At 43.6% G+C, this 24788-nt stretch carries 24 protein-coding genes; 13 read left to right on the top strand and 11 right to left on the bottom strand.

The genetic code is table 11. The features are described 5' to 3' along the window. Window positions 1-83: 83 nt before the first annotated feature. Complete coding sequence (locus tag ACFS25_RS24440) at window positions 84-1295, top strand: DUF2252 domain-containing protein (protein WP_381506274.1); 1212 nt, start codon at window positions 84-86, stop codon at window positions 1293-1295. A 24-nt stretch (window positions 1296-1319) separates the two neighbouring features. Here ACFS25_RS24440 and recJ read toward each other — a convergent pair whose 3' ends face one another. Next, window positions 1320-3074, bottom strand: coding sequence for a single-stranded-DNA-specific exonuclease RecJ (gene recJ, locus ACFS25_RS24445; RefSeq protein ID WP_381506276.1), 1755 nt, complete (start codon window positions 3072-3074; stop codon window positions 1320-1322). 40 nt (window positions 3075-3114) lie between these two features. Between recJ and ACFS25_RS24450 the strand changes: the two genes are divergently transcribed. From ACFS25_RS24450 to ACFS25_RS24460, 3 genes are all read left to right on the top strand, one after another. Continuing rightward, on the top strand, window positions 3115-3537 hold the full coding sequence (locus tag ACFS25_RS24450) for a DUF2141 domain-containing protein (RefSeq protein WP_381506277.1): 423 nt from the start codon (window positions 3115-3117) through the stop codon (window positions 3535-3537). A gap of 170 nt (window positions 3538-3707) precedes the next feature. Beyond that, window positions 3708-5180 (top strand): IMP dehydrogenase, encoded by a 1473-nt coding sequence (gene guaB / locus ACFS25_RS24455; protein ID WP_381506279.1) that lies wholly within the window; start codon window positions 3708-3710, stop codon window positions 5178-5180. Between the two features lie 221 nt (window positions 5181-5401). After that, on the top strand, window positions 5402-6352 hold the full coding sequence (locus tag ACFS25_RS24460; RefSeq protein WP_381506280.1) for an aldo/keto reductase: 951 nt from the start codon (window positions 5402-5404) through the stop codon (window positions 6350-6352). 159 nt (window positions 6353-6511) lie between these two features. Here ACFS25_RS24460 and ACFS25_RS24465 read toward each other — a convergent pair whose 3' ends face one another. Both ACFS25_RS24465 and mazG read right to left on the bottom strand, forming a co-directional pair. After that, a complete protein-coding gene (locus ACFS25_RS24465) occupies window positions 6512-7252 on the bottom strand; it encodes a metallophosphoesterase family protein (RefSeq protein ID WP_381506283.1) in 741 nt (246 codons plus the stop codon). A 55-nt stretch (window positions 7253-7307) separates the two neighbouring features. Further along, window positions 7308-8162 (bottom strand): nucleoside triphosphate pyrophosphohydrolase, encoded by an 855-nt coding sequence (gene mazG / locus ACFS25_RS24470; RefSeq protein ID WP_381506285.1) that lies wholly within the window; start codon window positions 8160-8162, stop codon window positions 7308-7310. 317 nt (window positions 8163-8479) lie between these two features. Between mazG and ACFS25_RS24475 the strand changes: the two genes are divergently transcribed. Further along, window positions 8480-9616, top strand: coding sequence for a hypothetical protein (locus ACFS25_RS24475; RefSeq protein ID WP_381506287.1), 1137 nt, complete (start codon window positions 8480-8482; stop codon window positions 9614-9616). On the opposite strand, the gene ACFS25_RS24480 is transcribed toward ACFS25_RS24475, so the two are convergent. Then, window positions 9579-10778: an alpha/beta hydrolase family protein gene (locus ACFS25_RS24480; RefSeq protein ID WP_381506288.1), complete on the bottom strand. Its 1200-nt coding sequence runs from the start codon at window positions 10776-10778 to the stop codon at window positions 9579-9581. The two genes, ACFS25_RS24475 and ACFS25_RS24480, sit on opposite strands and share 38 nt — an antisense overlap. 435 nt (window positions 10779-11213) lie before the next feature. Here ACFS25_RS24480 and ACFS25_RS24485 point away from each other — a divergent pair, with 435 nt between their 5' ends. The 4 genes from ACFS25_RS24485 to glgX all read left to right on the top strand — a co-directional run bounded on the left by ACFS25_RS24485 (window position 11214) and on the right by glgX (window position 15160). Then, window positions 11214-11927, top strand: coding sequence for an OmpA family protein (locus ACFS25_RS24485; protein ID WP_381506291.1), 714 nt, complete (start codon window positions 11214-11216; stop codon window positions 11925-11927). A gap of 85 nt (window positions 11928-12012) precedes the next feature. Then, window positions 12013-12231, top strand: a complete 219-nt coding sequence (locus ACFS25_RS24490; RefSeq protein ID WP_381506294.1) for a hypervirulence associated TUDOR domain-containing protein — start codon at window positions 12013-12015, stop codon at window positions 12229-12231. Window positions 12232-12437: 206 nt separating this feature from the next. Beyond that, window positions 12438-12893, top strand: a complete 456-nt coding sequence (locus ACFS25_RS24495) for a ferritin-like domain-containing protein (RefSeq protein WP_381506296.1) — start codon at window positions 12438-12440, stop codon at window positions 12891-12893. A 140-nt stretch (window positions 12894-13033) separates the two neighbouring features. Next, a complete protein-coding gene (gene glgX / locus ACFS25_RS24500; protein WP_381506298.1) occupies window positions 13034-15160 on the top strand; it encodes a glycogen debranching protein GlgX in 2127 nt (708 codons plus the stop codon). Between the two features lie 75 nt (window positions 15161-15235). On the opposite strand, the gene ACFS25_RS24505 is transcribed toward glgX, so the two are convergent. The 5 genes from ACFS25_RS24505 to ACFS25_RS24525 form a co-directional block, all read right to left on the bottom strand. Further along, entirely contained in the window at window positions 15236-15967 is a 732-nt protein-coding gene (locus ACFS25_RS24505) for a DUF3891 family protein (protein WP_381506300.1), read from the bottom strand. A 76-nt stretch (window positions 15968-16043) separates the two neighbouring features. Next, entirely contained in the window at window positions 16044-16547 is a 504-nt protein-coding gene (locus ACFS25_RS24510) for a pyridoxamine 5'-phosphate oxidase family protein (RefSeq protein WP_381506302.1), read from the bottom strand. Between the two features lie 533 nt (window positions 16548-17080). Further along, complete coding sequence (locus tag ACFS25_RS24515; RefSeq protein WP_381506303.1) at window positions 17081-17293, bottom strand: DUF2188 domain-containing protein; 213 nt, start codon at window positions 17291-17293, stop codon at window positions 17081-17083. 310 nt (window positions 17294-17603) lie between these two features. Further along, window positions 17604-19082 carry a hybrid sensor histidine kinase/response regulator gene (locus ACFS25_RS24520; RefSeq protein ID WP_381506305.1) on the bottom strand — a complete coding sequence of 493 codons (1479 nt, stop codon included), beginning with the start codon at window positions 19080-19082 and terminating at the stop codon, window positions 17604-17606. 91 nt (window positions 19083-19173) lie between these two features. Next, window positions 19174-19614: a response regulator gene (locus ACFS25_RS24525; protein ID WP_381506306.1), complete on the bottom strand. Its 441-nt coding sequence runs from the start codon at window positions 19612-19614 to the stop codon at window positions 19174-19176. 586 nt (window positions 19615-20200) lie between these two features. On the opposite strand from ACFS25_RS24525, the gene ACFS25_RS24530 reads away from it, so the two are divergent. Next, entirely contained in the window at window positions 20201-20845 is a 645-nt protein-coding gene (locus ACFS25_RS24530) for a porin family protein (protein ID WP_381506308.1), read from the top strand. Window positions 20846-20926: 81 nt separating this feature from the next. On the opposite strand, the gene ACFS25_RS24535 is transcribed toward ACFS25_RS24530, so the two are convergent. Then, a complete protein-coding gene (locus tag ACFS25_RS24535; protein WP_381506311.1) occupies window positions 20927-22399 on the bottom strand; it encodes a sigma-54-dependent transcriptional regulator in 1473 nt (490 codons plus the stop codon). 85 nt (window positions 22400-22484) lie between these two features. Further along, complete coding sequence (locus ACFS25_RS24540) at window positions 22485-22859, bottom strand: response regulator (protein WP_408020221.1); 375 nt, start codon at window positions 22857-22859, stop codon at window positions 22485-22487. A gap of 493 nt (window positions 22860-23352) precedes the next feature. Here ACFS25_RS24540 and ACFS25_RS24545 point away from each other — a divergent pair, with 493 nt between their 5' ends. The 3 genes from ACFS25_RS24545 to ACFS25_RS24555 all read left to right on the top strand — a co-directional run bounded on the left by ACFS25_RS24545 (window position 23353) and on the right by ACFS25_RS24555 (window position 24636). Continuing rightward, on the top strand, window positions 23353-23520 hold the full coding sequence (locus tag ACFS25_RS24545) for a lmo0937 family membrane protein (RefSeq protein ID WP_381506315.1): 168 nt from the start codon (window positions 23353-23355) through the stop codon (window positions 23518-23520). A gap of 450 nt (window positions 23521-23970) precedes the next feature. Next, window positions 23971-24222, top strand: coding sequence for a YtxH domain-containing protein (locus ACFS25_RS24550; RefSeq protein ID WP_381506317.1), 252 nt, complete (start codon window positions 23971-23973; stop codon window positions 24220-24222). Between the two features lie 45 nt (window positions 24223-24267). Continuing rightward, window positions 24268-24636 (top strand): YtxH domain-containing protein, encoded by a 369-nt coding sequence (locus tag ACFS25_RS24555; protein WP_381506319.1) that lies wholly within the window; start codon window positions 24268-24270, stop codon window positions 24634-24636. The last annotated feature ends 152 nt before the right edge of the window (window positions 24637-24788 follow it).

Consider the following 24788-nt stretch of genomic DNA (forward strand, 5'->3'; position numbering starts at 1 on the left):
GCCACAAAGTTCGCGGTATTACAACCTACTGCCAACTATTTTTAGTTATAGCAAAGCCCAATACTCATTTATTAACAAAATTTATGGTTAATCCATCCATTCCCGAGCTTATTCAACTGTTTAACGCCGACCGAGACCCGATCTTGCTAGAAGGAAAATATTCAGCCATGCGGGTAAGTTCCTTTCGATTCTTCCGGGGAACCAGTCATCTCTTTAATCATGATATTCCAACTAATTCATTTGTCTGGAATGGCCCGACAACATGGAACGTTGGCGACCTGCACATCGAAAATTTCGGTTCATTCAAAGCAGACAACCGTGTTGCTTACTTTGATCTAAATGACTTTGATGAGTGTATTCTCGCGCCTAATTTGGCCGATTTAGCCCGCCTGACGTGCAGTCTGTTTGTGGCAGCAGATTTTCTAAAACTGAACGACGCCGAGGTTAATCATTTGGTTAAAACTCTGACCGATACCTATGCTATTACCCTAGCTCATGGGTACATTCGGCCTTTGGAACAGGAAACAGCAACGGGCATTATTCGGCAGTTTCTACAGTCGGTCGAGTATCGAAAACGGCGGTTATTTCTAGAAAGTCGGGTTGTGTATAAAAAGCATAAGGTTCGGTTCAGCAAACGGAATTTACACATCCGTAAAGCTGATAAGGACACCAAGGTGCGGATTAGCGACGCTATTAATTCGTGGGCCGAAACGCAGCCTGATCCCCGTTTTTTTAACGTACTGGATGTGGCTCATCGCGTAGCCGGAACAGGCAGTTTGGGCATTGAACGCTTCATGATTTTGGTTGGTGGACCGGGCAAATTGGGTAAAGAATACCTGCTGGATTTAAAGAAATCCTTGCCTTCCACGCTACAAGCCCGTTTAGCCGCGAACCAACCCGTATGGACTAGCGAAGCCGAGCGTATTGTGGAGGTGCAGAAGCGTATTCAGGCGGCCTCTCCAGCTCTGCTTCATCCACTAGTATTGCCCGATGGCTCCTATGTTTTACGCGAACTTCAGCCTATCGAAGATAAAATTGTCCTGATCAACCTAGTTGGTAAAGTAAAGAAACTAGAGAACTTAGTTGGCAATATGGGCCAATTGTGCGCCTGGGGTCACCTTCGCAGTAGTGGCCGACAAGGGTCAGCAATTACAGACGAACTGATTGAGTTTGGATTAGATTACGATACCTGGCGTCAGCCACTCACAGACTATGCCCGCCAGTACGCGCAACAGGTTAGAACTGATTATGCAGCTTATTGTAGTGCTTACGACGATGGCTTTTTCACGTTGTAACTTACTCTAACTTACTCTAACACACTACACCTTCACATCTTTAAGCATCAACTGCAAGGTAGTATTTCCGTTGTAGTGATTCTGCTCAACCTGATAACAAATTGAGAACGGCTGGCCGGGGCGAAGTTGGTCGGCGAGATGAGCGAATCCAAAACCAATAGCCGTTAATGTTTGACCTGATTTCCGGAAGGCTGTATCGCCTTGCCGCACGTTTATTTTCAGATGTTTTTCCTTCATGATTATTGGTTCGCTCACCAAATACACCTCCTCGGTCATAAACGTCGGTTGTAGATTGTACGGTCCAAACGGGCCCATCTGCTTCACAATTCGGAAAAGCTTGTCGCTGATTTCGCTAAAATCCAGCGGTAAATCAATATCAATCAGGGGCATCAGATGTTCTTCTTTAATTGTACGTGCCACAACTTCCTCAAACTTTTGCCGAAAGGCATCGATATTAGTTACTGACATTGTCATACCTGCCGCGAACGTGTGTCCGCCAAATTGCTCCAGCAAATCGGCGCACTCTTCAATAGCTTCGTATACATCAAAACCCGGCACCGACCGTGCCGAACCGGCAACTTTATCGTTCGACTGCGTCAGAATAATTGTTGGGCGATGGAAATGCTCGATGCACCGAGAAGCCACAATACCAATAACGCCCTTGTGCCAGGTGGCATCATACAGCACTGTACTTTTTGCATGAGTTAGTGCGTCGCTGTCCCGAATCATAGCCAGGGCTTGCTCTGTCATGCTGCTATCAAATTCGCGTCGGCTGTTGTTGTGCTTGTTGATAGCCATCGCGAACTCGTCAGCTTCTTCTTCTGATGCAGCCAGCAAAAGTTGAACAGCGGCTTTGGCATGCTGAATCCGTCCGGCAGCATTGATACGCGGACCAAGTCCAAATACCAGGTTTGTAATATCTAACTCCCGCGAAAAGCCGGCTATTTTAATCAAGGCTTTCAGTCCGGTACGCGGTGTTGCGTTAAGGTGTTTTAGCCCATAATAAGCCATTACGCGATTCTCGCCCGTGAGCGGCACAATATCCGATGCGATACTTACCGCTACCAGGTCGAGGTATGGATATAGCTGCTCCAGGGGAATTTCTTTTTGCAGGCAGAATGCCTGAAGCAATTTAAACCCAACACCACAGCCACTTAATTCTTTGTACGGATACTGGCAATCGTCGCGCTTGGGGTCCAACACGGCGGCAGCATCGGGTAGCTCAGAGCCAGGACGATGGTGATCACAAATAATAAAATCAACACCGAGTTCCTTCGCTTCGGCTACCCGCTCAACGGATTTTATACCGCAGTCGAGCGCAATAATCAATGAAAACCCATTGTCTGCCGCCCAGCGTATGCCCTGCTGCGAAATGCCGTAACCTTCCTTATAGCGGTCAGGAATATAATAATCTATCGCCGAATGATAGTTTTTCAGAAATCCATAGACGAGTGCTACCGAGGTGGTACCATCCACATCATAGTCGCCATAAATAAGAATTTTCTCCTGCCTTTCGGGAAGCATGGCCATTTGCAGCCGCATGATAGCCCGCTCCATGTCCTTCATTTCGAAAGGATTGTGCAGATGTTCAATTTCAGGTCGAAAGAACGTCCGGGCTTCTTCGTAAGTTTGTATGCCCCGTTGTACCAGTAGGGCAGCCAAAAAAGGACTAACGCCAAGCGAATTCGTTAATGTCTCAATAGCGCCCTGCTGTTCCACCGAATTAGGGAAGGGTTTGGCAATCCAGCGTTTGGAAGAAATGGTTGGTTGGGCTATCATAATTGCAAGATAAATCCGTTTTTAGAAAAACTCTCACTTTATGCTCTATTTGCTTTCGATTCTATCTCTATTTTCATCTAATCCTACACCCACTGTTTCCCCAAACAAGAGTAGCTTAACGATTGAAGTACAGAACGTTCGGGCCATGAAAGGAACGGTATACGTTGCTCTATTTGGCCCCGGAAAGGATTTTCCAGAAGGAAAACCGGTAGACGGAAAAAAGGTAGATGCCGATAATGCTCAAGTACGTGTCACATTTTCTGTTGAACCGGGCGAGTATGCCATAGCTATTTATCATGACGAAAATAGTAATGGCAAAATGGACATGCGGTTGTTTGGAATTCCGAAAGAACCTTACGGGTTTAGTAATAATTTTCGGCCTAAACTATCAGCCCCGAAGTTCAGTGACTGCCAGTTCAGCGTTGATAACGGCGGCAAAACAATACATATTAAACTAAATTGACCCTTTCGGCTAATCGAGCTGACAATCAGAACCGACATAATTCTCACTTGCTGACTTATAAGAATATATCGATCATAAAATAAATCAGCATCAATCCTATAATCCCTACTGTACAGTTCAGAAATTTTCCGTAATTTTGTCCGGCAAATAACATCACCAGTCTATTTGCCATGAGCTTAGATACCAGTAAGTTTCTTTACGAGGCTCTCACCTACGACGACGTACTGCTCCTACCTGCCTATTCGGAGGTACTTCCACGCGATACGCAAACCACTACCCAACTCACTCGCAACATCCAGCTAAACATTCCTCTTATTTCGGCGGCTATGGACACCGTCACGGAATCGGAATTGGCTATTGCGATGGCCCAAGAAGGTGGTATCGGTATTATCCACAAAAACATGAGCATAGAGGCTCAGGCCGATCAGGTTCGGAAAGTCAAACGTTCGGAAAGTGGGATGATTATCGACCCCATTACACTGCTCGAAACCGCTACCCTCGTCGACGCGCTCAAGATTATGCGCGAGTTTAAAATTGGCGGAATCCCGGTCGTGGATGAGAACAACAAATTGGTTGGTATTATTACTAACCGCGACTTACGCTTTCAGAGTGATCTTTCGCAACCTGTTACGGGTATAATGACCCGCAACAACCTCATTACGGCGCGGGAAGGGCTGACGCTCGAAGAAGCCGAGAGTATTCTGCAACAATACCGCATTGAAAAACTACCGATCGTCAATGACGATTACCGCTTAGTCGGGTTGATTACGTATAAAGATATCCTGAAGAAAAAGAGCCACCCTAACGCCTGTAAAGATGAATTGGGTCGGTTGCGCGTGGGTGCTGCCGTTGGCGTCACACCCGATTTGAACCGGCGCATTGAAGCCCTTGTAAAAGCGGGCGTTGACGTAATTAGTGTCGATACAGCACATGGCCATTCGAAAGGTGTGATTGACGCAGTGCGAGGCATTAAGCAGCAGTTTCCAAAATTACAGGTCATTGCCGGGAACGTAGCAACGGGCGAAGGCGCAAAAGCACTGGCTGATGCAGGGGCTGATGCCGTGAAAGTTGGCGTAGGACCGGGCAGTATTTGTACAACACGCATTATTGCCGGTATTGGCATGCCGCAATTGACAGCCGTTTACGAATCGGCCAAAGCGTTGCTGGGTACGGGCGTTCCAGTCATTGCCGATGGTGGTATTCGCTTCTCGGGCGACATCACCAAAGCCCTGGCGGGTGGTGCCAGCACGGTTATGATTGGCTCTCTATTGGCCGGTACTGAAGAAGCGCCCGGCGAAGTCGTTCTGTACGAAAGTCGACGGTTTAAAACCTACCGGGGCATGGGTTCGGTGGAAGCAATGGAAGATGGTTCGAAAGACCGTTATTTTCAGGATGCCGAAGACGATATCAAGAAACTTGTACCGGAAGGCATCGTTGGACGGGTTCCTATCAAAGGTAAAGTCTCGGAAATTGTCTATCAGATGGTTGGCGGGTTGAAAGCCGGTATGGGCTACTGCGGTGCCATTGACATTCCTACCTTACAACAAGCTAAATTCGTAAAGATCACGTCGGCTGGTGTGCGCGAAAGCCACCCGCACGATATTCAGATTCAGAAAGAAGCCCCGAACTATTCGGCTCGGTAATGTTTCGTCAAAATAGGGTTCCTTGTTCGTAGTTGACTAAGCAAGATGTTTTGCTTGCGAGTCAACTACGAACAAGGAACTTTTCTATTTGGTCTCACTTACCAAATTCGTAGTCTACACTCTCTCCGTTGTTGTGTTTTTTTGGAACAGTTCAATGAATCGAGCCGTTACCAAACTATCATAACCTCACTCTGTGTGATGGTACTAGTATTATCAACATTATGGAAAAACGTACAATTGGCAATTCTGATCTTTCGGTAGCTCCATTAGCTTTCGGCGGCAATGTGTTTGGCTGGACGGCTGACGAGTCAACCTCATTCCGATTATTAGATGCTTTCGTAGAAGCTGGTTTTAATTTAATCGATACAGCCGATGTGTATTCGCACTGGGTGCCCGGCAATAAAGGGGGCGAATCTGAGACCATTATTGGAAAATGGCTGAAACAGAGCGGCAAACGTGACCAAGTCATTATCGCAACGAAACTTGGATCAGAAATGACTCCCGAAAAGAAAGGGTTGTCGAAAGCTTACATCCAAACTGCTGTAGAAGAATCGCTTCAACGATTACAAATCGACTACATTGACCTCTATCAATCGCATTACGATGACTCGAACACACCTATCGAAGAAACGCTCGAAGGGTTTAGTCAACTGATTAAGGAAGGAAAAGTACGGTTCATCGGAGCCTCTAATTTTACACCCGAACGGCTAACCCAATCGTTGGAGATCAGCGCAAAACAGGGGTATCCAGCGTATCAGAGTTTACAGCCAGAATATAATTTATACGAACGGGAGACATACGAAACGCAATACGAGCCAATCGTCAGTAAATATGGCTTGGGCGTAATCAACTATTATGCGTTGGCAAGTGGCTTCTTAACAGGAAAATATCGGTCGGAAGCCGATTTATCAAAAAGCAAGCGTGGTCAGGGTGTCAAAAAATACCTGAATGACCGGGGATTCCGTATTCTAAACGCACTCGACGAAGTGGCTGAAGATTATAAGGCAACACCAGCGCAGGTTTCGTTGGCCTGGCTTATTGCACAACCCACTATTACAGCCCCTATTGCCAGTGCTACCAGTATTGACCAACTGCATGACATTGCCAAAGCTGCCGATCTGAATCTTGATGAATCGGCAATAAACAAACTCACTACTGCCAGTTCGTTCTAATCAAACCCTGACCATATACTAGTCTAAACCTCAATTGTAGTATCTGCTACGGGTTCAAGGTTTAGGCTAATTCCAATTGCTGATTACCTGCTTTAAGTTGCTCTCTCCAATGAGCCTCCAGCTAAATAGAATCCAACTAAGCCAATGTTTGTAAGTGGCTCAATTGAATTCTAAATAAATCACTGTACTATTTGTTCCATGTGTCGTTAGATTGATTTCGCGGATGCCGATTTGGTAATTATCAATCGCAAATTCGGGGCTATCCTGCTTCATTTGATAGAAGGTTGACGGGGAAAGTAGCACCGTTAGGTTACCTCGCTGGACTACCTTTTCAACATGATAATGTCCGCAGATTACCATTATATGGCACGGCAAATCGCGCACTGCTTTAACAAACTCATCGCTCTGCCGAAAGGGATATTTCTGGTCCATAAACAGCACATCGGCGAGCAGGGGCGGGTGGTGCATAAACACCACGACATTCGTGTCACGGAGAGCCGACAGATAATCACGAAACCAGGTCCACTGTTCGGGCGAAAATTCACCTTTAGACGAATCTAAAAACAGGGCCGGACGACCATCAAGCGGAAGTGCATAATACAATTCGCCATTATACAGATCATGGCTTTTGTTGAACACATCAGCTACTATGGCCGATTCATCGTGATTACCCGCAATAACGTAACAGGGAAATGGAAGTTTATCAGTCTGTTTTTTCACCCACTCATAGACAGCTTGTGTACCACCGGCGTTGGTTATATCTCCACCTAAAACCAGGCAATTCGGCTTCATTTCGGTCAAGAAGTCCAGCGCCTTCAGAAAATTCTGCCGGACATCTACGCCAAGAAATTGTTCATCCTCAGCACCTATGTGCAGATCAGTCAGGAAAGCAATACGCATAGTTTATGTGTAAAATAGCCGGTATCATATCTAGCAAATAAGTGAGCAACTTATATCATACATCTTTCTTTGCTTCATTCCAGTACACATCCATTTCTGCCAATGTCATATCAATCAAGGCTTTGCCATTAGCCCGAGCTTGTTCTTCAATATATTGAAAGCGTTTAATGAATTTCTTATTCGTGCGTTCGAGTGCTGTTTCGGGATTAATATCGATAAATCGGGCATAATTAACGAGCGAGAAAAGTAAGTCGCCAAACTCACCCTCGGCCCGTTGGTGGTCAATGACTGTGTTGGACTCTGCATTAAATTCAGCTTTGAACTCCTCCATCTCCTCCTCTACCTTTTGCCAAACCTGCTGTTTTTCGTCCCAGTCGAAACCCGCACCGCGCGCTTTTTCCTGAATCCGCATCGCCTTCACCAAGGCGGGTAATGAACCCGGCACCCCACCCAGCACCGACTTGTTACCTTCCTTAAGTTTAAGTTGTTCCCAGTTAGCCTTCACCTGATCTTCGGTTTCAGCAATTACAAGGCGGCCTTCTGAATCACCATAAATATGTGGATGTCGGCTAATGAGTTTTTCGCAGACGCCATTAAGGACATCAGCCATATCAAAACGATTCGTCGCACTAGGGTCTGACGAATCAGCTGCTATCTCGGATGCGATTTTTGCGTAGAAAACCAAGTGTAACTGAATATCACCTAATTCCTTACGAATCTCCGACAAATCATTTTCCATGATGGCGTCGGAGAGTTCGTATGTTTCTTCAATAGTGAGGTGGCGCAGGCTGTCCATTGTCTGTTTGCGGTCCCAGGGGCACCGCTCACGCAACTCATCCATTATAGTCAAAAGTCGGTCAAAAGCCATCAGTTGATCCTGACGGCGGGGGGTCATTTCGTTGAACGTCATAACGTAAAGCTACACACAAAAACAGTATAGCCGCTTCCTAACGGCCCATACGCTTCTGCTTAACCGTTTGCTTCACGTAAGCCTGTCGGTTTACAGAAGCATTCACACCTACATGAAGGTTTGCGTAAGTCTTACCAGTTGATCTAGACTAACCCATTGGTGTATTTTTTACTCAATGCTTTTCAACGCAGTATGACCCCATCGGCAATAAGTTACTATAGAATTCATTTTTGGCAGTAATCAGCATTCATTTTTCGACAGTAATCCGCGAAATTTGTACTCTTAAGTCTTATCGAATAGTAGCTTATCTATCCCACATGAATTACCGACTTTCCACCCTTGCGTTAATAATTCTCCTAGTTGTTCATGGTTGTAAAACAGCTAAACTTCACACTAAAGCAGACACTCTTACAGCCACAAGCACAAAAGAAGGTTTCCTAAACTGTTTTACGGCAGGCACATCACTCAATGGACAGACGGTTTGGTGCGAAGCATCTGCCGTATTGTACGATGGCAAGAACCTCTTCGTTGCCAATGATAAAGATATGCCATCGGGTTTGAGTCCGGTGTTCACAAAAACACCCGAAACGCTGGACGATTCGACAAAAGGCCCGGTCTATCTACTGCCATTAACTTTTTCGGCGGGGCGGAAATACGAAGATTTTGCCCAAACTCCAGACCGACGTTTTGTTTTGCTAAGCACTGCCTTCGACCGCGTAAAGCCCGGAAGCCATGACTGGGATGGCTACAACACCATTCTTTACTGGCGTACTGGCGACGAGCAACACCCACACGTTCTGGCCCCTGACGACACTAGCCGCACTTCTGTTGGGTATCGACAACGAATTGCGCAGTTGCTGGCTAGTGCTGAATTTCCGGGGGCTATTCCTTATTTTAAAGTTGAAGGACTAGCTGCTACTGATAAGCAATTATTATTTGGTATTCGGGAAGAAGGGAAATCGTATGAGAGTTTTAAGTACCGGGCAAAAATTGTCAGCGTTTCGTACCGAGTTGAAAAGGCTGGCAATACCGAACGCATTCGCCTGGCCGACGATTGGAAAATCATTAACGATTTCGATATAACTAAATCCGACACCACCCTTCCCAAGTCCCTGGCTTTATCCAGCCTGGAATATGATCCGTATCGCGGGCGGTTCTGGATGTTAACGTCTCTAGAGGCTAATGGCCAGTTAGATGCTTACGTCTGGACGATTACACCTGCCGATTTATACGCGAACAAACCGTTCACCCTCCTACGTAATATGCAGGGACAACCAGTACACACGCCCGGCCATAAAGCCGAAGACGTGACATTTTTGGATGCAAATAGGCTTTTACTTATTCACGATGACGACCGTGCCCGCACAACGGTTGGCACACTAACCAGACAACCGAATCAGGCAGCCTATACCATCATCACTGTATCGACCCAAAGAAATCATACGTCCCCGTAATAAACGTGAGAATTCCCGTTGCATGGGTTGCTCCCTTTATGCGTATCAATTCCACATTCGTTGCTCCACGTTTTTGCATTGCATCGTAGGCATTCTGCGAGTTCAAAAAGGCCACAATCTCATCAGCATCACCATGATAAAGTCGGGTTGGCGTACGGGGTTTCCAATCGTGGACATCATTATCTAGTACAGCCGCTAGAAAAGTCTTGTCGGTACCATCATTAATAGCCTGCTTAAACGTATCTGTAAAAACCTGATTAAGACTAACATCAATGGTCACATCTTTACCCTGAGCCGTAATCTGCGAAGCATAGGGTTCCTTAAAGTAATACGACATAGGATGATTTAGGCCATAAATTCGGTCATACGTCAGCAAGACCCAGATATAAAGTCGGTTGATGTAGTCAACGCCACTCGTTTTGGCATTGATAATTTGCTTCATGAAGGCTGGTTTATCGTAAGCCCCAGACCCACAACTCGACGCAACTAAGTTGAACTCCGTCCCCGTTTCTTCCTCAATTTTCTTCTGCAAAGACATAGTTGCATAACCACCTTCAGAATACCCGGCGATAAATAGTCGTTTGTCCCAATTAACTTTTTGATCAGTCAAAAAATCACGGGTGGCCCGCAGCATATCGAGCGATGCCGTGGCTAGGCCATTACGTTGTTCATAGGTGTGCGGCAGCGCTTTCGAAGCTCCATAACCAATGTAATCCGGTGCGGAAATAATATACCCCTGCGAGGCAAAAACCGATCCGAAACTGTAAGCTTCGCTGTTCGTGCCAAAATTCGATGGCGCATCATTCTCGCTCGTTATAGTTCCATGCTGCATACTGATTAGCGGCAAGGCCGTTGTTACAATAGGGATAATAATCGCTCCGGAGGCTGTAATAGTTTTGCCGTCGGTATTTGTCGTTGTGTATACGAGTCGATAGACCTTAATACCGTAGCGGATAAAGAACTGAAGTGGAGCGTTAATCCCGCTATAACGACTGCGTAATTGATCTGTTGAGTACTCTCCAATTAGCGAACTGCTAACTAAAGTACGAGGTAGAATCGGCGTTACAGATTCGATGCCATTAGATTGCTTACAACTGGTTGGCATTACCAGCAACATAGTCCCAATAAGAACCAGTGCAATGGTCGATTTGAGCATTAACATGAAGAATAAGGCAAATGGTATAACTGGTCTGTTTTTAACGTTTACAACTCAATTTTCGTTTGATTTAATATAATACTATAGACAAATTCATAAGGATTAACTATTTGTTAATCAACAAATTAACTTGATAAATTAATAATTCATCAGAACAAAACCACCTATACGCGCTAATTAATAGTTGAATTTACTTAAGTAATCTGATTTACTCGATTTATGTGGAATCGGCTCTACAACAATAGGCATCTTACTTCCCGCTTACTCTATAAAATAACTTCCTCGCTATGTTATAACTAGCCTTCAAAAATCTTTCTTCTTACTCAATAATAACCTGTATATCAAACAATTATATAGATATATTCTTTTAGTTAATAAGCCCTGAGTTAAACTGGTACAGCGTTTGGTCATCCTGAAGTAATACCAAATTTTCACAACACTATGAATAATCAGTTGAAATCAGCCGGAACAAGATCTATGGCGATGCTTATGGCAGCGGGCATCTTATCAGGCAACATTTTAACAAGTTACAAGTCGTCTGCACAGACGTTAAATAAAACACAAAAAGGTGGTATCGTTGGCGCTAGTGGTGGTGCTGTAATTGGCGGCATGATTGGCAAGACAAAAGGTAATACGGTTTTAGGAGCGATTCTTGGAGCCACCGTAGGTGGTGCTGCTGGAGCCGTGATTGGTCGTCGGATGGACAAACAGGCAGAAGAAATAAAACGTCGAATGCCGAATGCTCAAGTTGAGCGGGTTGGCGAAGGGATAAAAGTTACCCTTGGTTCAGACATTTTATTTGATGTGGATTCATACGCGCTGAAATCAGGGACGAAACAGCAATTGATTGACTTCTCGAAATCACTCAATAAATACGACGACACTGAAATTAGAGTTGAGGGCCACGCTGATGCTACTGGATCAGATGATCATAACCTGAAACTATCTAAACAGCGGGCAGATGCCGTTAGCAGTTTTCTGGAAACTCAAGGCGTAAAAACGTCTAGAGTTGAGGAAAAAGGTTATGGAGAAGCCCAACCGATTGCTGATAACTCGACAGAGGCTGGGCGCCGAAAAAATCGCCGAGTTGATATTGCCGTATTTGCCAACAAGCAATTACAACGCGATGCTAAAAGTGGAAAATTAAGTGAGTAACAGGTGCGGAATTAGCTAAAACAAATTAGTTATAGTTACTTCTAACATTACACTTTAAGCAATAAATTAAAAATCCACTTCGACAATGGCAGCAGTTAAAAAAGGTGACGACGTAACGTGGAATTACGGAAAAGGCAAAGCTGAAGGCGTTGTTGACGAGGTCCACGAAAATGACATCGAAAAGACCGTACAGGGTACTAAAGTGAAGCGAAAAGGTTCAGCTGAAGAGCCTGCTGTCGTTATCAAACAGGGTGACAAAAAAATTGTTAAGTCGGCAAGCGAAATTACAAAACAAAAGAGTTAATCATAGGCTTAAACCTATGTGATCCTTAGTTGCCGAAGAGACAGTTTAGTAAAAGGTTGGGTCACGATATCAAATAAACATGAGGTGATTTAGTGAAAAAGCACTTGTTTATTCAATCACGGTGACCGTTTTGATTACGCTTTCTGATTTACTCAACTATAAGATTTTTCCCTTAAAATTAACAACTAATTAAACTGATCAACGTCATGGATGTGAAAGAAACAAGAGGAGAAATCCTCGATCAACTAAGTAAGCTCCTAACTCTTAGTCACGATGCGGAAAAGGGTTATCAGGAAGCTTCCGAAAACGTAAAAGACAATGAACTGAAGAGCTTATTCCTGACGCAATCCCGACAACGGGCGGAATTTGCTACTTCTTTAGATCGTGAAATCAGAACTTTGGGGGGCGAACCAGATAACGGCACTAGCCTTGCCGCTGATTTGCATCGCGCATGGATCAATATAAAATCGACATTTGCCTCTGACGACGATAAAGCAACCGTCCAGGAGTGCCATCGGGGTGATCAGGAAGCCCTTAACACATACAATGAAGTGCTGCAGGAAACTGATTTAGTTGCCAGCACACGTGAGTTATTGCTTCAACAGAAACAGAGCATCGATTCGGCCAATTCGACGATGGCTCGTTTAGCTTTAGTAGTGTAGTGAATGGTGGGATTGGAAAGCCTACCTCCGTTGGGGGTAGGCTTTTTCGTGTTTAGTGAGGTAGAACAATCGCTGTTAACAGTATGTTGTATCAGTACCAGGCACGAAGAACACACAAATCATTCATACATTATTACGTTATGAGTAGACAATCAAAATCAAATCTATTTTCTGAACCTATCCAGTCAAAACCAGGTAAACCTTACCCATTGGGTGCTACTTATGATGGCGATGGCGTTAATTTCACGCTGTTCAGCGAAAATGCTACTGCCGTTCATTTATGTCTATACGATTCAGCCGATGCCAGCAATGAAACAGCGCGTATTCCATTAACGGAGCGTACAGAATTTATATGGCATATATACATTGACGGCTTGCAATCCGGACAACTCTATGGATTTCGCGTTGATGGGCCATATGAGCCGCAGGCTGGTCATTTTTTCAATCCTAACAAGCTCTTGCTTGACCCATACGCCCGCGCTATTAATGCGCCGGTCAATCATAACGACTCTTGGCTGGGATACGATTACAAAAAAAAGGCTTCCAACGAAGAATCTGATGAAGCCTTGGCAATGAGTCGGGAAGATAGCGGTCCTACAATGCCGAAAAGTGTTGTTGTAGATACTACGTTTGATTGGGAAGACGACACTGCCCCCGAAACGCCTTTACACCGTTCGATAATTTATGAATTGCATGTAAAAGGGTTTTCCCATTTACACCCAACAATTGATGAAGCTATTCGAGGCACATACGCCGGGCTTGGTGCGGCAGAAAGTACCGATTACCTGAAAAAATTAGGTATCACCGCCGTTGAATTACTTCCTACACATCAGTTTACGGATGAGAGCTATTGGGGTTATAACAGCATAGGTTTCTTTGCTCCCCAGAACACCTATTCATCATCCGGGATGGCGGGGCAGCAGGTAAATGAGTTCAAACAAATGGTCAAAAACCTGCACAAGGCAGGTATTGAAGTAATTCTCGATGTGGTATACAACCATACCGCTGAAGGGAATCAGCTTGGGCCCATGCTTTCGTTTAAAGGAATCGACAACCGGGTTTATTATCATCAGGTCGGCGATAATCCAGAATATTACATGGATTATACGGGCACAGGTAACACATTTAATCTAAGCCATCCGCGTGTTTTGCAGTTGGTTATGGACAGTCTTCGGTACTGGGTGACAGATATGCACGTCGATGGTTTTCGTTTCGATTTGGCCTCTGCTCTGATTCGAACCGACGAGGAATTTGGAAGCGTTTCTTCATTTTTAGACACTGTTGCACAAGATCCAATTCTGACTAAAGTGAAACTGATTGCCGAGCCGTGGGATATTCAATCGTATCACGTTGGCGGTTTCCCGGTAAGTTGGTCAGAGTGGAACGGCAAGTTCCGGGATACACTCCGGGGATTCTGGAAAGGTGACGATGGTAAAGCGGCTGAAACAGCTACTCGCCTATTGGGTAGTCCTGATTTATACGCTAATGACGGACGTTCACCCGCCAACAGCGTCAACCTGATTACCGCCCACGACGGTTTCACACTCAACGATCTAGTCAGTTATAATGATAAGCATAACGAGGCTAACGGAGAAAACAATAACGATGGCTCTAACGATAATTTAAGCTGGAATTGTGGAGCCGAAGGCCCCACTGATGATCAGGCCATTAATGATTTGCGTGAGCGGCAAAAACGAAATTTTCTAACAACGATGCTGCTTAGCCAGGGTACACCTATGCTTGTGATGGGCGACGAGTGTGGCCGTACGCAACATGGCAACAATAATGGCTACAATCAGGACAGTGAAATTAGCTGGATGGATTGGCATTGGACTGAAAAACAGCAGGCTCTGTTTGAGTTTACAAGCAAGCTTACAGCACTGCGCCATGAACTTCCACTGTTGAGCCGACGCCGGTTTTTCGGTAATGAACAAGTGGCCTATCTCAGCCCTGACGGAGGTGAGATGACTAGCGACGATCTCAACAACTCAAATACGCACTGTTTGGCTATTTTTATTGATGGGCTCCGCGTTACAGAACAAACTGAAGATGGCCAGGATATTGGTGACGAGCAGTTGATTTGGATCTTGAATGCCTATTGGGAAGACATACAGTTTATGCTTCCTAAAATTGGTCGTAAGAGTTCGTTGTGGGAAGTTATTGTAGACACAACGGATGGACAGATTAATTCAGACGTTGCAGCTGTTAAAGGTGGCCATCCTATTCATGTGTCCTCTCGTTCGTCAATTTTGCTACGGCTTAAATAAGTTAAAATCGACTAAAGATAAACGCACATGCCACAGTTTTCAACTGTGGCATGTGCGTTTAAACAAGTATAAACATTAGTCCTGCTCCCTAAATATCCACTCTTTTATGACTATGGGTGCACTCTGCAATACATTGTAGAGTTCTTTATCATTTTTGAAGACTAATTGCGATAACTGAAACGTCTCAACATGTACTTCAATTGTCGGTACAGCAAATGGCCACGGCTCCATAACTAATGATCCATCAGTTCGTTGACGAGTGTAATAAGAAACTTTATCCGGCCCTAGGCTTACCTCCAGACGCCGTCCTTCAGGGGGAACTTGATCCATACATAACACGAGTGATAGTGCATCACACCATTGAAGAAAGGCATACGCATAATCAATAGCGGCTTTTGTCGATTTATATTCCTTTCGCCATTTAGTTTGATTGGTAACCTGCTGATCTAAAAATTCATCAAGTGCTTTATCAGTGCCTCGCTTTGGCTCGTACAGAAACGACGTATGCCTGGACATGAGCAGGGCATTCCAACGACTTTTTTGTAATCCAATCTGAATCATGTTCCGACACTGCTCCATTGAGTAATTTAGAAGCTGAAAATGAAGCGGAGCACCAGCAGTTGTAAGATGATTACGGCCTTCCCACGGATCTTGTCCGTCGTCGTGTTCAGTCAAAGCAATAAGGGTTTCGACCCAATGCGTTGGTCGTTTGTCAACCTGCCAGTTTAGGGCAATCTGTACAGCTAACAAGCCATGTGCCTGTTGATTAATAAGTTGCCAACCGGCATCTGTTTGTGTAATGATCATAACGTTAATAAGCAAAACAGTGACTTACCAAGCCAATAGCCTGATTAGTCACTGTTTTGCTTATCTATCAAATGGCTTAATTATAAACCTTCTCGTTCTCACCCATTTTCGGCGGTTTGCCAGTAATGGCTGCGGCAGCTTGTTGAACTAATCGAACCATCATGCTGTCATTCGAATCCCAATATTCGGCCATATTGATATGCACTTTCAATAATATCAATTCGGGATCATCTTTTCCTTTTGGGAACCAGACTTTTGCCTGTGGGTTCCAAAGTTCTTCTACTTTTGCCCGGTCATCTAACTCCTGTGCAGTACCAGACACCGACACATAATTGGCGTCACCTACATCGGCAAAAGCCAAATTGACCCGGCTTGTATTACTTTCAACCTGGTCAACTTTAGGCGAAGTGCGTTTGGTAAAAAACCATATCGTGCCTTCTTCGTCAACCTGAAGAGCGGCCATCGGCCTACTTACCAAATTACCCTGTTCATCAACAGTCGTTAACATGGCGATACGAATGTCTTCAATCATATCGCGAATTTTTTCCAACTGTTTATTATTCTGCGGTTTCGTTTCCATAACGTTATAGTGGTTGAGAAACTAATTGATGGTTAATCACTAGCACTTAGTTTTTGCACTAGTTACTACCAGCTAATCATCAACTAGTCATTTAATTATATAGTGTTTCGCGCAAGTCAGTGCTATAAACTAGTGACATTGAAGTAGTAAATGAATTGTTTGCTTCAGCATCAGTTTTGTATTTCATTTTAATAATATCTACGCAGCTACAAATTGTCTTCTGGCACACGGCATATGCCTTACGACTACGGTCAGAATTGAATTGACTCACTTCATGGGCACATTTTTCGCATACCTCAATACACGCTTTTGCCAACGAACGCGCATTTTCAGAGTCGCATGCGTATAGATCAGCTAGATTGCAACACAATCAGCACAATCGAGGCTCAAAAAAATACTGCGATGACAATCCTCAATATTATCTAAGTTGGAACCTTCTGTAGTGAATTTGCTACAGAATGTAGCGCAGCCTATTAACGAATCGTAGATGATCTTCTTCCAAATGATGACGAACACCCCTTAAAAATAAGTGATCAGGCAAAGGTTCGTGCACCCAAAATAGCCCACTCCCGTTCAGAGCTCCCCAATCGTGCCCATCGACGAGCTTCGTCAACGCTGATGGCAACTATCCTACCGTTATCAAGCTGCCCTTGTTTCAGCATATGATTTGCGATCTCAATTGCTTTTGCTCTTGTAGTCGGATTCAGCGACCGCATAGCCGCTGGAAAGTGAGTAATAGTCCACATAGGGCTATATTGTTCTTAGTGTATGTACTAGTATACTAGCTTATATTGTGCCACTTCCTAACTTATTCACATGCCTTACATATATAGCCCTTTAATCACCTTGCTGTCAAGCTATTATTACATCTGCATTTCTCCTTTTCTTAGCGTATGTTCCATTCGATAGTATCAGTATGTAGAAAATAGGTATGATAGTGGGTATATTTTTACCCAATCTACTCCACAAAAAAAGCCAGCTCTTACCTAAAAGCTGGCTTCTAATTTTCAGGGTAATAAGTAACTAAGTTGATAGGGTAAAGAACCCTGTGATCTTCTACTTTGGAAAGTACAATCGAAATGTTGTTCCCTGATCTACTTTACTTTCTACTTCGATAGACCCCTTATGGCTATTAATAATATTTTGTGTAGCTGTGAGACCCAATCCCATACCACCGGATTTACCCGTGAAAAATGGATCGAACAGCCGTTGTCTGTCATTTTCGCTGATTCCACCACCATTATCGGCAACTTCTACATATACAAGCTTGTCATCTGTACAATTTGTTCTTACATATAATATGCCTTTCCCTTCCTGCATAGCTTCAACAGCATTGACCAGAATATTGAGCAGAGCTGTCTTGACCTGATCCCGGTCAATCATTGCATAACAATCGTCGGTAAAGAAATCCGTTTCGAGCCGCATCCGTTTCAATTTAATACGATCACTAACGAGTCGCAACGTCTCTTTGACAACCAAGTTAAAATCCTGCTTTTTGCGGTCGAGGTCACGTGGTTTAGACGAGTTAAGCATCTCCGTAATAAGCTGCCCAATACGGTCCACATTACGACCAATAATATCCGTAAACATCGTAATGTACTCGTTGTCAGTATCCAGTTCATCTTTCAACTGCTCTAAAGCCAAGCTGAGATTAGTGAGAGGATTACGAACTTCATGTGCAATACTACGGGCAATTTTACCAGTCATCGTTAGTTTTTCGGCCAGAATCAGATCTTGTTGTGCCTTTTTCTGCTCGGTAATGTCACGTACAATACCCTGATACCATTCGGGCTGGCCAACAAAGTCTTCGACTGCCCAAACTGAAATTAAACAAATTCGCTTACGCCCATTTCGGTGAATCAGCGTGGTTTCAAAATCTTTAATCTGCCCATGTTCACGAACGTTGAAGCGCAGGTTGCGTAAATGGTTCAGGTTGGCAAACAGACGAGCCGGATTCAGGCTTAATAGTTCATCGCGACTGTAGCCCAACAGTTGTTCGACAGATGAGTTGGCATCCTGAAAACGCAGTTGGTTGCTTGCCACAAAAATGGCATCAATCGAGCGTTCAAACAGGGACCTGTACTTGTTTTCTTTCTGAGCAACTTCGGCTAAAACACTAGCTTGCCGGAGGGCATATCGAATACTACGGCCAAGAAGTTGAGCATCAATCCGCCCTTTAACCAAATAATCGGCGGCACCAAGTTCCAGTGCCGACTGGTCTACTGTCAGGTCATCCTGACCCGTAAGCAAAATCATAGGTGCCCGACAACCCCGCCGAAATGCTTCCTGGATAAGATCGATGCCAGTATGGTGCCCCAATCGGTAATCCACCAGATAAACATCGTGTTCATGGGTGTCAATAGCCGCTAACGCAAGGTCATAACTGTCTACCCAATCAAGCTTGATAGTGGCGTTTTCTTTCGCCGACACCAACGCTTTCGTTAGCAAGTAATCATCTTCGTCGTCTTCAATAAGTAGAACACGAATAGTTTCCTTTTCGTCAGCAACATCAGATATAGCCGCAATAGGAGTCATAAATAGAGCGCAGTTAATAAGTCTCAGCCAGCGGTAAGCAGCATATAAATAGCTATGTTACTAGCCATCTTATGGCCAACAAATGTACTATCTAAGGTAATTTAACAGTGTCCATCCAATAGGTTTTTAACGCACCAACCATTTCAACCAACCGATTGAAATTAAATGGCTTCGTCACAAATGAATTAACACCAAGCGTATACGTCTTAAGTATATCTTCATCGGCTGAAGACGTAGTCATAACAACTACTGGTAACCGACGAAGTTTAGAATCGTCTTTAATTTCACTAAGCGCCTGAAAACCATTTTTACGGGGCATATTCAGGTCTAGAATTAGTAGATCAGGCCAAGGGGCATTTTCCTCTGTGTAACGACCTTTACGATGTAGATACTCCATTAGTTCTTCGCCATCTTCAACAAATTGTATCGTCTGGGTGTATCCACTCTCTCGAAGAGCACGTTCCATAAACAATCGGTCATCAGAATCGTCATCAGCAACTAAAATGGTCATTAGGGTTGGTTTACGGTGCATACTGTTGATATTGGATAAAGAAGTTACAGTTACGGTATTGCAATCTATTTCTCGCGTCTTATTACGTATTAACAATAAGTCCTACTTGTTACCAAATGCCAACACTGAAAGTACTATTCAATTACCTTGAAAGCAATTCTTCCTTTTCAAAGATACTTAAAAACATTAGTTTACAGGTGCATTTAGTCTATCAAACCCTAATATCCTTTCCCCTCTTTTTCGTATTTAATCCAATTCACAGAGTTGGCTTCCCAAATCGTGAAAAGTGAAAGAAACGACACCTACGAGTTAGTTTTCGAATATAGTTCCCTACTAATGAGATATGGACCGGGATACAAATACATCCCTGCTTTCATACACACTTAACTCTCAAAAAATTGACTGGTCTATTCTACAAATTGGGGAATTAATTCCGCAGTTTGCCAATGATTGTCATAGACCAATATTTATTTCAAAAATCTATAACTGGGTATAATACAACATTGTATGCCCATTGGGCGATGGCTGAGCAGGTCTGGCACGATTTTAACCTATCAGTGTAGCATAACAGACGAAATTTTATCCTGTCGCTAATTCACTAATAGTTATGAAAAAATCAGTAAATACTTTATTTGCAACAGCCGCTCTTTTGACTGGAGCGCTCTTTCTCAACTCATCTGATGCTCTTGCCCAGGGACGTACGCGGATTGGACTGAAAGGGGGTTTAAATGCCAGTTCCCTATTTTATGACAGCCAGGGTGCTACCAACAAAAATGAGCGGATCGGCTTTCATGTTGGGGTGTTTGCCCAAGCACCTGTTGGCGAGTTTTTTGCCATTCAGCCAGAGCTACTCTATATGACCAAAGGTGCATCAGCCGATTACAACGTACTCGGGTTCAATGGCAAAAATACATTTAAACTCAACTACGCCGAATTACCTGTGCTAGCCACATTTAAATTGGGTCAAGCTGTTGAATTACAAGCTGGTCCGTACGTTTCGTACTTACTTAATTCAAATGTTAATTCTAACGGCGATTTTGGCACCGGCACAAGTGCAATAAGTCGGGACAATTTCAATAAAGTCGATTACGGCATTGCGGGTGGCCTGAATATTTACTTCGGTAAGGCTTTCATTGGTGCACGGTATGAGCAGGGACTTCAACAAATTGCCAACAGTGGCGCGGCCAAAACGGTATTAGGTAACGCTAAGAATGGAGTTGGTTTACTCTCAATCGGCTTTAGTCTGAACTAACTGTAAAAGCTAAAGCAAGGCTTAAAAGGAAAAGAGAAGACCAACATGGTCTTCTCTTTTCCTTTTAAGCCTTGCTTGTTACTACAAATGAATATCGTATGCCTTCAGCTTGTTATAAAGCGTTTTGCGGTCAATGTTAAGGACTTCGGCTGCTTTTGTTTTATTATACCCCGTTTTCTCCAGTACTTTTAAAATGGCCGCACGTTCAGCATTTTCAGAAACTGACTTCAAATTGGCTGCCGACTGACTAAACACGGGTACACCTGGTCGGGCAGGATCATAACTAATCTGAACGCTAGCCGCCCCCGTATCTTCGGGAGTTAAATATTGGGGAGAAATAATTTCCTGTGGTAATACGTCCGCTTCAATATAATCGCCTTGAGTAAGCAACACAGCTCGCTTCACTACGTTTTGCAGTTCACGCAGATTACCGTGCCAGTAATAATCCTTTAGTTTTTCCTTTGCGTCTTCCTCAAAACCCAAAATCTCTTTCTCCAGTTGCAGATTGGCAGACTCCAAAAAATGGTCGGCAAAGATCATGATATCGGCCTTGCGCTCACGAAGGGGCGACAAATGAATCTCAAATTCAGCAATTCGGTGATAAATATCTTCCCGGAACTTGCCTTGCCGAACCGATTCACGCAGGTCTTCATTGGTAGCAACAATAATCCGTACATCAACCGGAATATCCTGATTGCTACCAATACGCCGGATTTTACGCTCCTGTAATACCCGCAGCAATTTAATCTGGTTATCATAAGATAAATTGCCGATCTCGTCCAGAAAAATCGTACCGCCATTAGCGAACTCAAAACTACCCGTCTTGTCGGACATAGCGCCCGTAAATGATCCTTTTATATGACCAAATAATTCGCTGCCTGCCAGTTCTTTACCTAAAGCTCCGCAGTCGATTGCCACAAAAGGTTTATCGGCACGCTTACTTTTCAGATGAATAGCGTTGGCTACAAACTCTTTACCCGTCCCCGTTTCGCCAGTAATAATAACCGACATGTCCGTGGGTGCAATCAGATCAATATGTTTTTGAAGTTGTTCGGCTGCGCGGCTTCTTCCAAATATAAACCGCTTGCCATCAGGCGCTAAAGAAATTTTAGCAGAAGATGTTTTGGTAGTGCTTTTAGTAGTAGTTGCCGAACCTGATGAGGTCGAGCTTTTTGGTTGACTCAGCGATTGGCTGCGTCGTTCGAGAGCACCTTTAATAGTATACAGAATTTCGTCGGGATAAAGTGGCTTAGTTACATAATCATATGCGCCGTGTTTAACGGTTTGCACAGCTATACGAACATCAGAGTAACCTGTGATGATAATGACGGCAGTTGTCGGATGCATAACCTTAATTCGGCGAAGCATCTCCAGCCCATCAATGTCGGGGAGTTTAAAGTCGCAGATAACCAACTCAAACGACTCTTTCCGTAGCAGAACGATGCCATCATCACCACGCTGTACAGATGCCGTCTTATATCCCTGTTTGGTCAGATACCTTTCCAAGAGCAAGCATATATCGTTGTTATCGTCAATAATCAGAATTTTTTCCATGAAGTGGAAGTAGCTTATTCAGATAGACCACGTCAGGCCAGACACAAATATGAATAGCATTTATTGGCTACATGAACAAAGTTACTCAAACCTGAATAGTTTGCAAAGCCATCTCCACAGAACGTCTAGTGAATGGTTTCCCAATGAAATAATCTGCTCCCTGCTCAGTAGCTCGCCGACGTTCAGCTTGGCCATCGAACGCGCTGATCATGATTATTTTAGCTTCTTTTTGTCCTTCTTTAATGAAGGGAAGCAAGTCAAATCCTAGTCCGTCAGGCAGGTTTAGATCCAGAAAAATGGCATCAAACTGCTGTGAATCCAGACACTGACGACCTTCTTCAAGAAAATGAGCGCAAGTAGGCTGATAGCCTAAACGTCGTAGCAGACCCGAGAGTAGCAAACATATATCCGCTTCATCATCCACGATCAATACTCGTTTGGCAAGAGATATTGTGTTTATCACGGTCGATCTAAAATGTGGGGCCGTATCAACTCCTACTATTGTTCTTACCACGGTCAATTTTGTTTTCTATCATTTTCAGCCTGTACATTACTCATATAAAATATGATGCCGAATTTCTTTTATTACGCTAAAAATGATTTCTAAAGCTAACTAAACCCCAATAGCTTAACTCTTTGCGATTTTATCAGTTTTAATTTTATTGTAATCGATTCACACACATCACAAACGATAGACAATCCTAGTGCGCTGTTTCTCTACGGTTATTCTACAAATGTAGAGAAAAGTCTACATCTCTTTCGTGTATTAATAATGCGGTTTACACAGCCCATTGGAACTTCATTTATTCGCTACAAGCTCATTTACAAGCGTATAGAGCTATCAAATCCATAAAGGTTATCATGAGTGTGCATTTTCGCGATAGTTGGCACAAAATTTTCTCTACTACTTCCCGATTGCGAGATAATTTATTCTGATTTACTCACGAAATACCATGGGAAACCTTCTTTACACAATAGCTGTAGTGCTTATCATCATTTGGTTGCTCGGATTTCTGGGCATTCTGGGAGCAGGAATTGCAAGCAGTGGCCTAATCCATATTCTTCTAGTAATTGCAGTGATTGCCGTTATTCTACGCCTGATACAGGGTCGGGGAGTGTGATTTTTGTGATAAGTGCCAGATTAAGTGTTAGTTGTAAAGTGGCGTTCAATTTCCAACAAAAATATTCCTACATAGTTTAGGTAATTTATTTTAGGTTAAGTACAAGTTACGGTGGGTACGGAATCCCTGCGCCAAGTTGAGCGCGGGGATTTTATTTTTGCTATGTCAAACAAAAGGGACAGGTTTATTAAGAAACATCTATACTTGCATCATTAACCAATTAATGGACTTATAAAACGTTAAAATCTTTAGTGCGGGGTATATATGCGTAAAACGTGGACGTCCTTGTAGAGAAAAATCCTCAATGGCTTATTACACTCTGTTTGTATCACAGTAACATAAGAAACTCTCTAACAATGGGTTATCATATAGTTATCATTACTGGTACAAAATTTTCTATGCGGTTGACATCAATAGTAAGGTAGATCATTCACAAAAGCTTTAGAAACTATGAAATCATTGCCAGGAATATTAGTAGGACTAGCCGTTGGCGCTGTTGTTGGTATTTTACTTGCTCCTGAGAGCGGCCAGAAGACTCGTAAGCGTATTTCGTCGGAGTCTGACTCGTTTTTTAAAGACCTTCAGGATCAACTTCAGTCAGGTCTGGAGAGCATAAAAAGTCAGTATAATGACTATGTTGACTCAGCCACCGAGAAAACTCAGGATCTGGTTAGTCAGGCAAAAAAGAAGGCAAAACAGTAGGCTGATTAAGTTTCAGCATAAACTCACCTAAAACGAACAAAAATAATGAGAAGCACACGAGATTTTCTAACCGGTATTATCACAGGCGTTGTTATTGGAATTCTAACGGCTCCTCGTAGCGGTAAGGAAACACGCGATAAACTTACAGAAGAAGCGAACAAACGAACTGGTGATTTGAAAGATCAATGGGAAAAAGGTGTATCGCAGGTGAAAGATGGCCTCGAACAAGCGAAAACCCAGGTGAACCAGTATACTGACAAAGCTAAAGAGCAATACAATCAGTATAAAGATCAGGCTCAGTCAGCTTTTGACAAAGACAAAGTTAAAGACCAGTATAATGATAAAGTTGATGAGTTAGCTGACGATGCAAAAGATGGCATCACAAACGCACAATCATCAATTAAGGCCAACTAAGTAAAAATACCCAATTTGCTCAACGTTATTGAAAAGTAGCCCCTACCGGTTTCCGGTGGGGGCTATATCTGTTTATGGGTTTAATTATCTTTTAATTTAGGTTTAAGAAGCCTTTAATTAACAATGTGGACCTTTGTGTCGGAAAATACACT

It is taken from the genome of Spirosoma flavum (assembly GCF_042686045.1).
GTDB classification, from domain to species: Bacteria; Bacteroidota; Bacteroidia; order Cytophagales; family Spirosomataceae; genus Spirosoma; species Spirosoma flavum.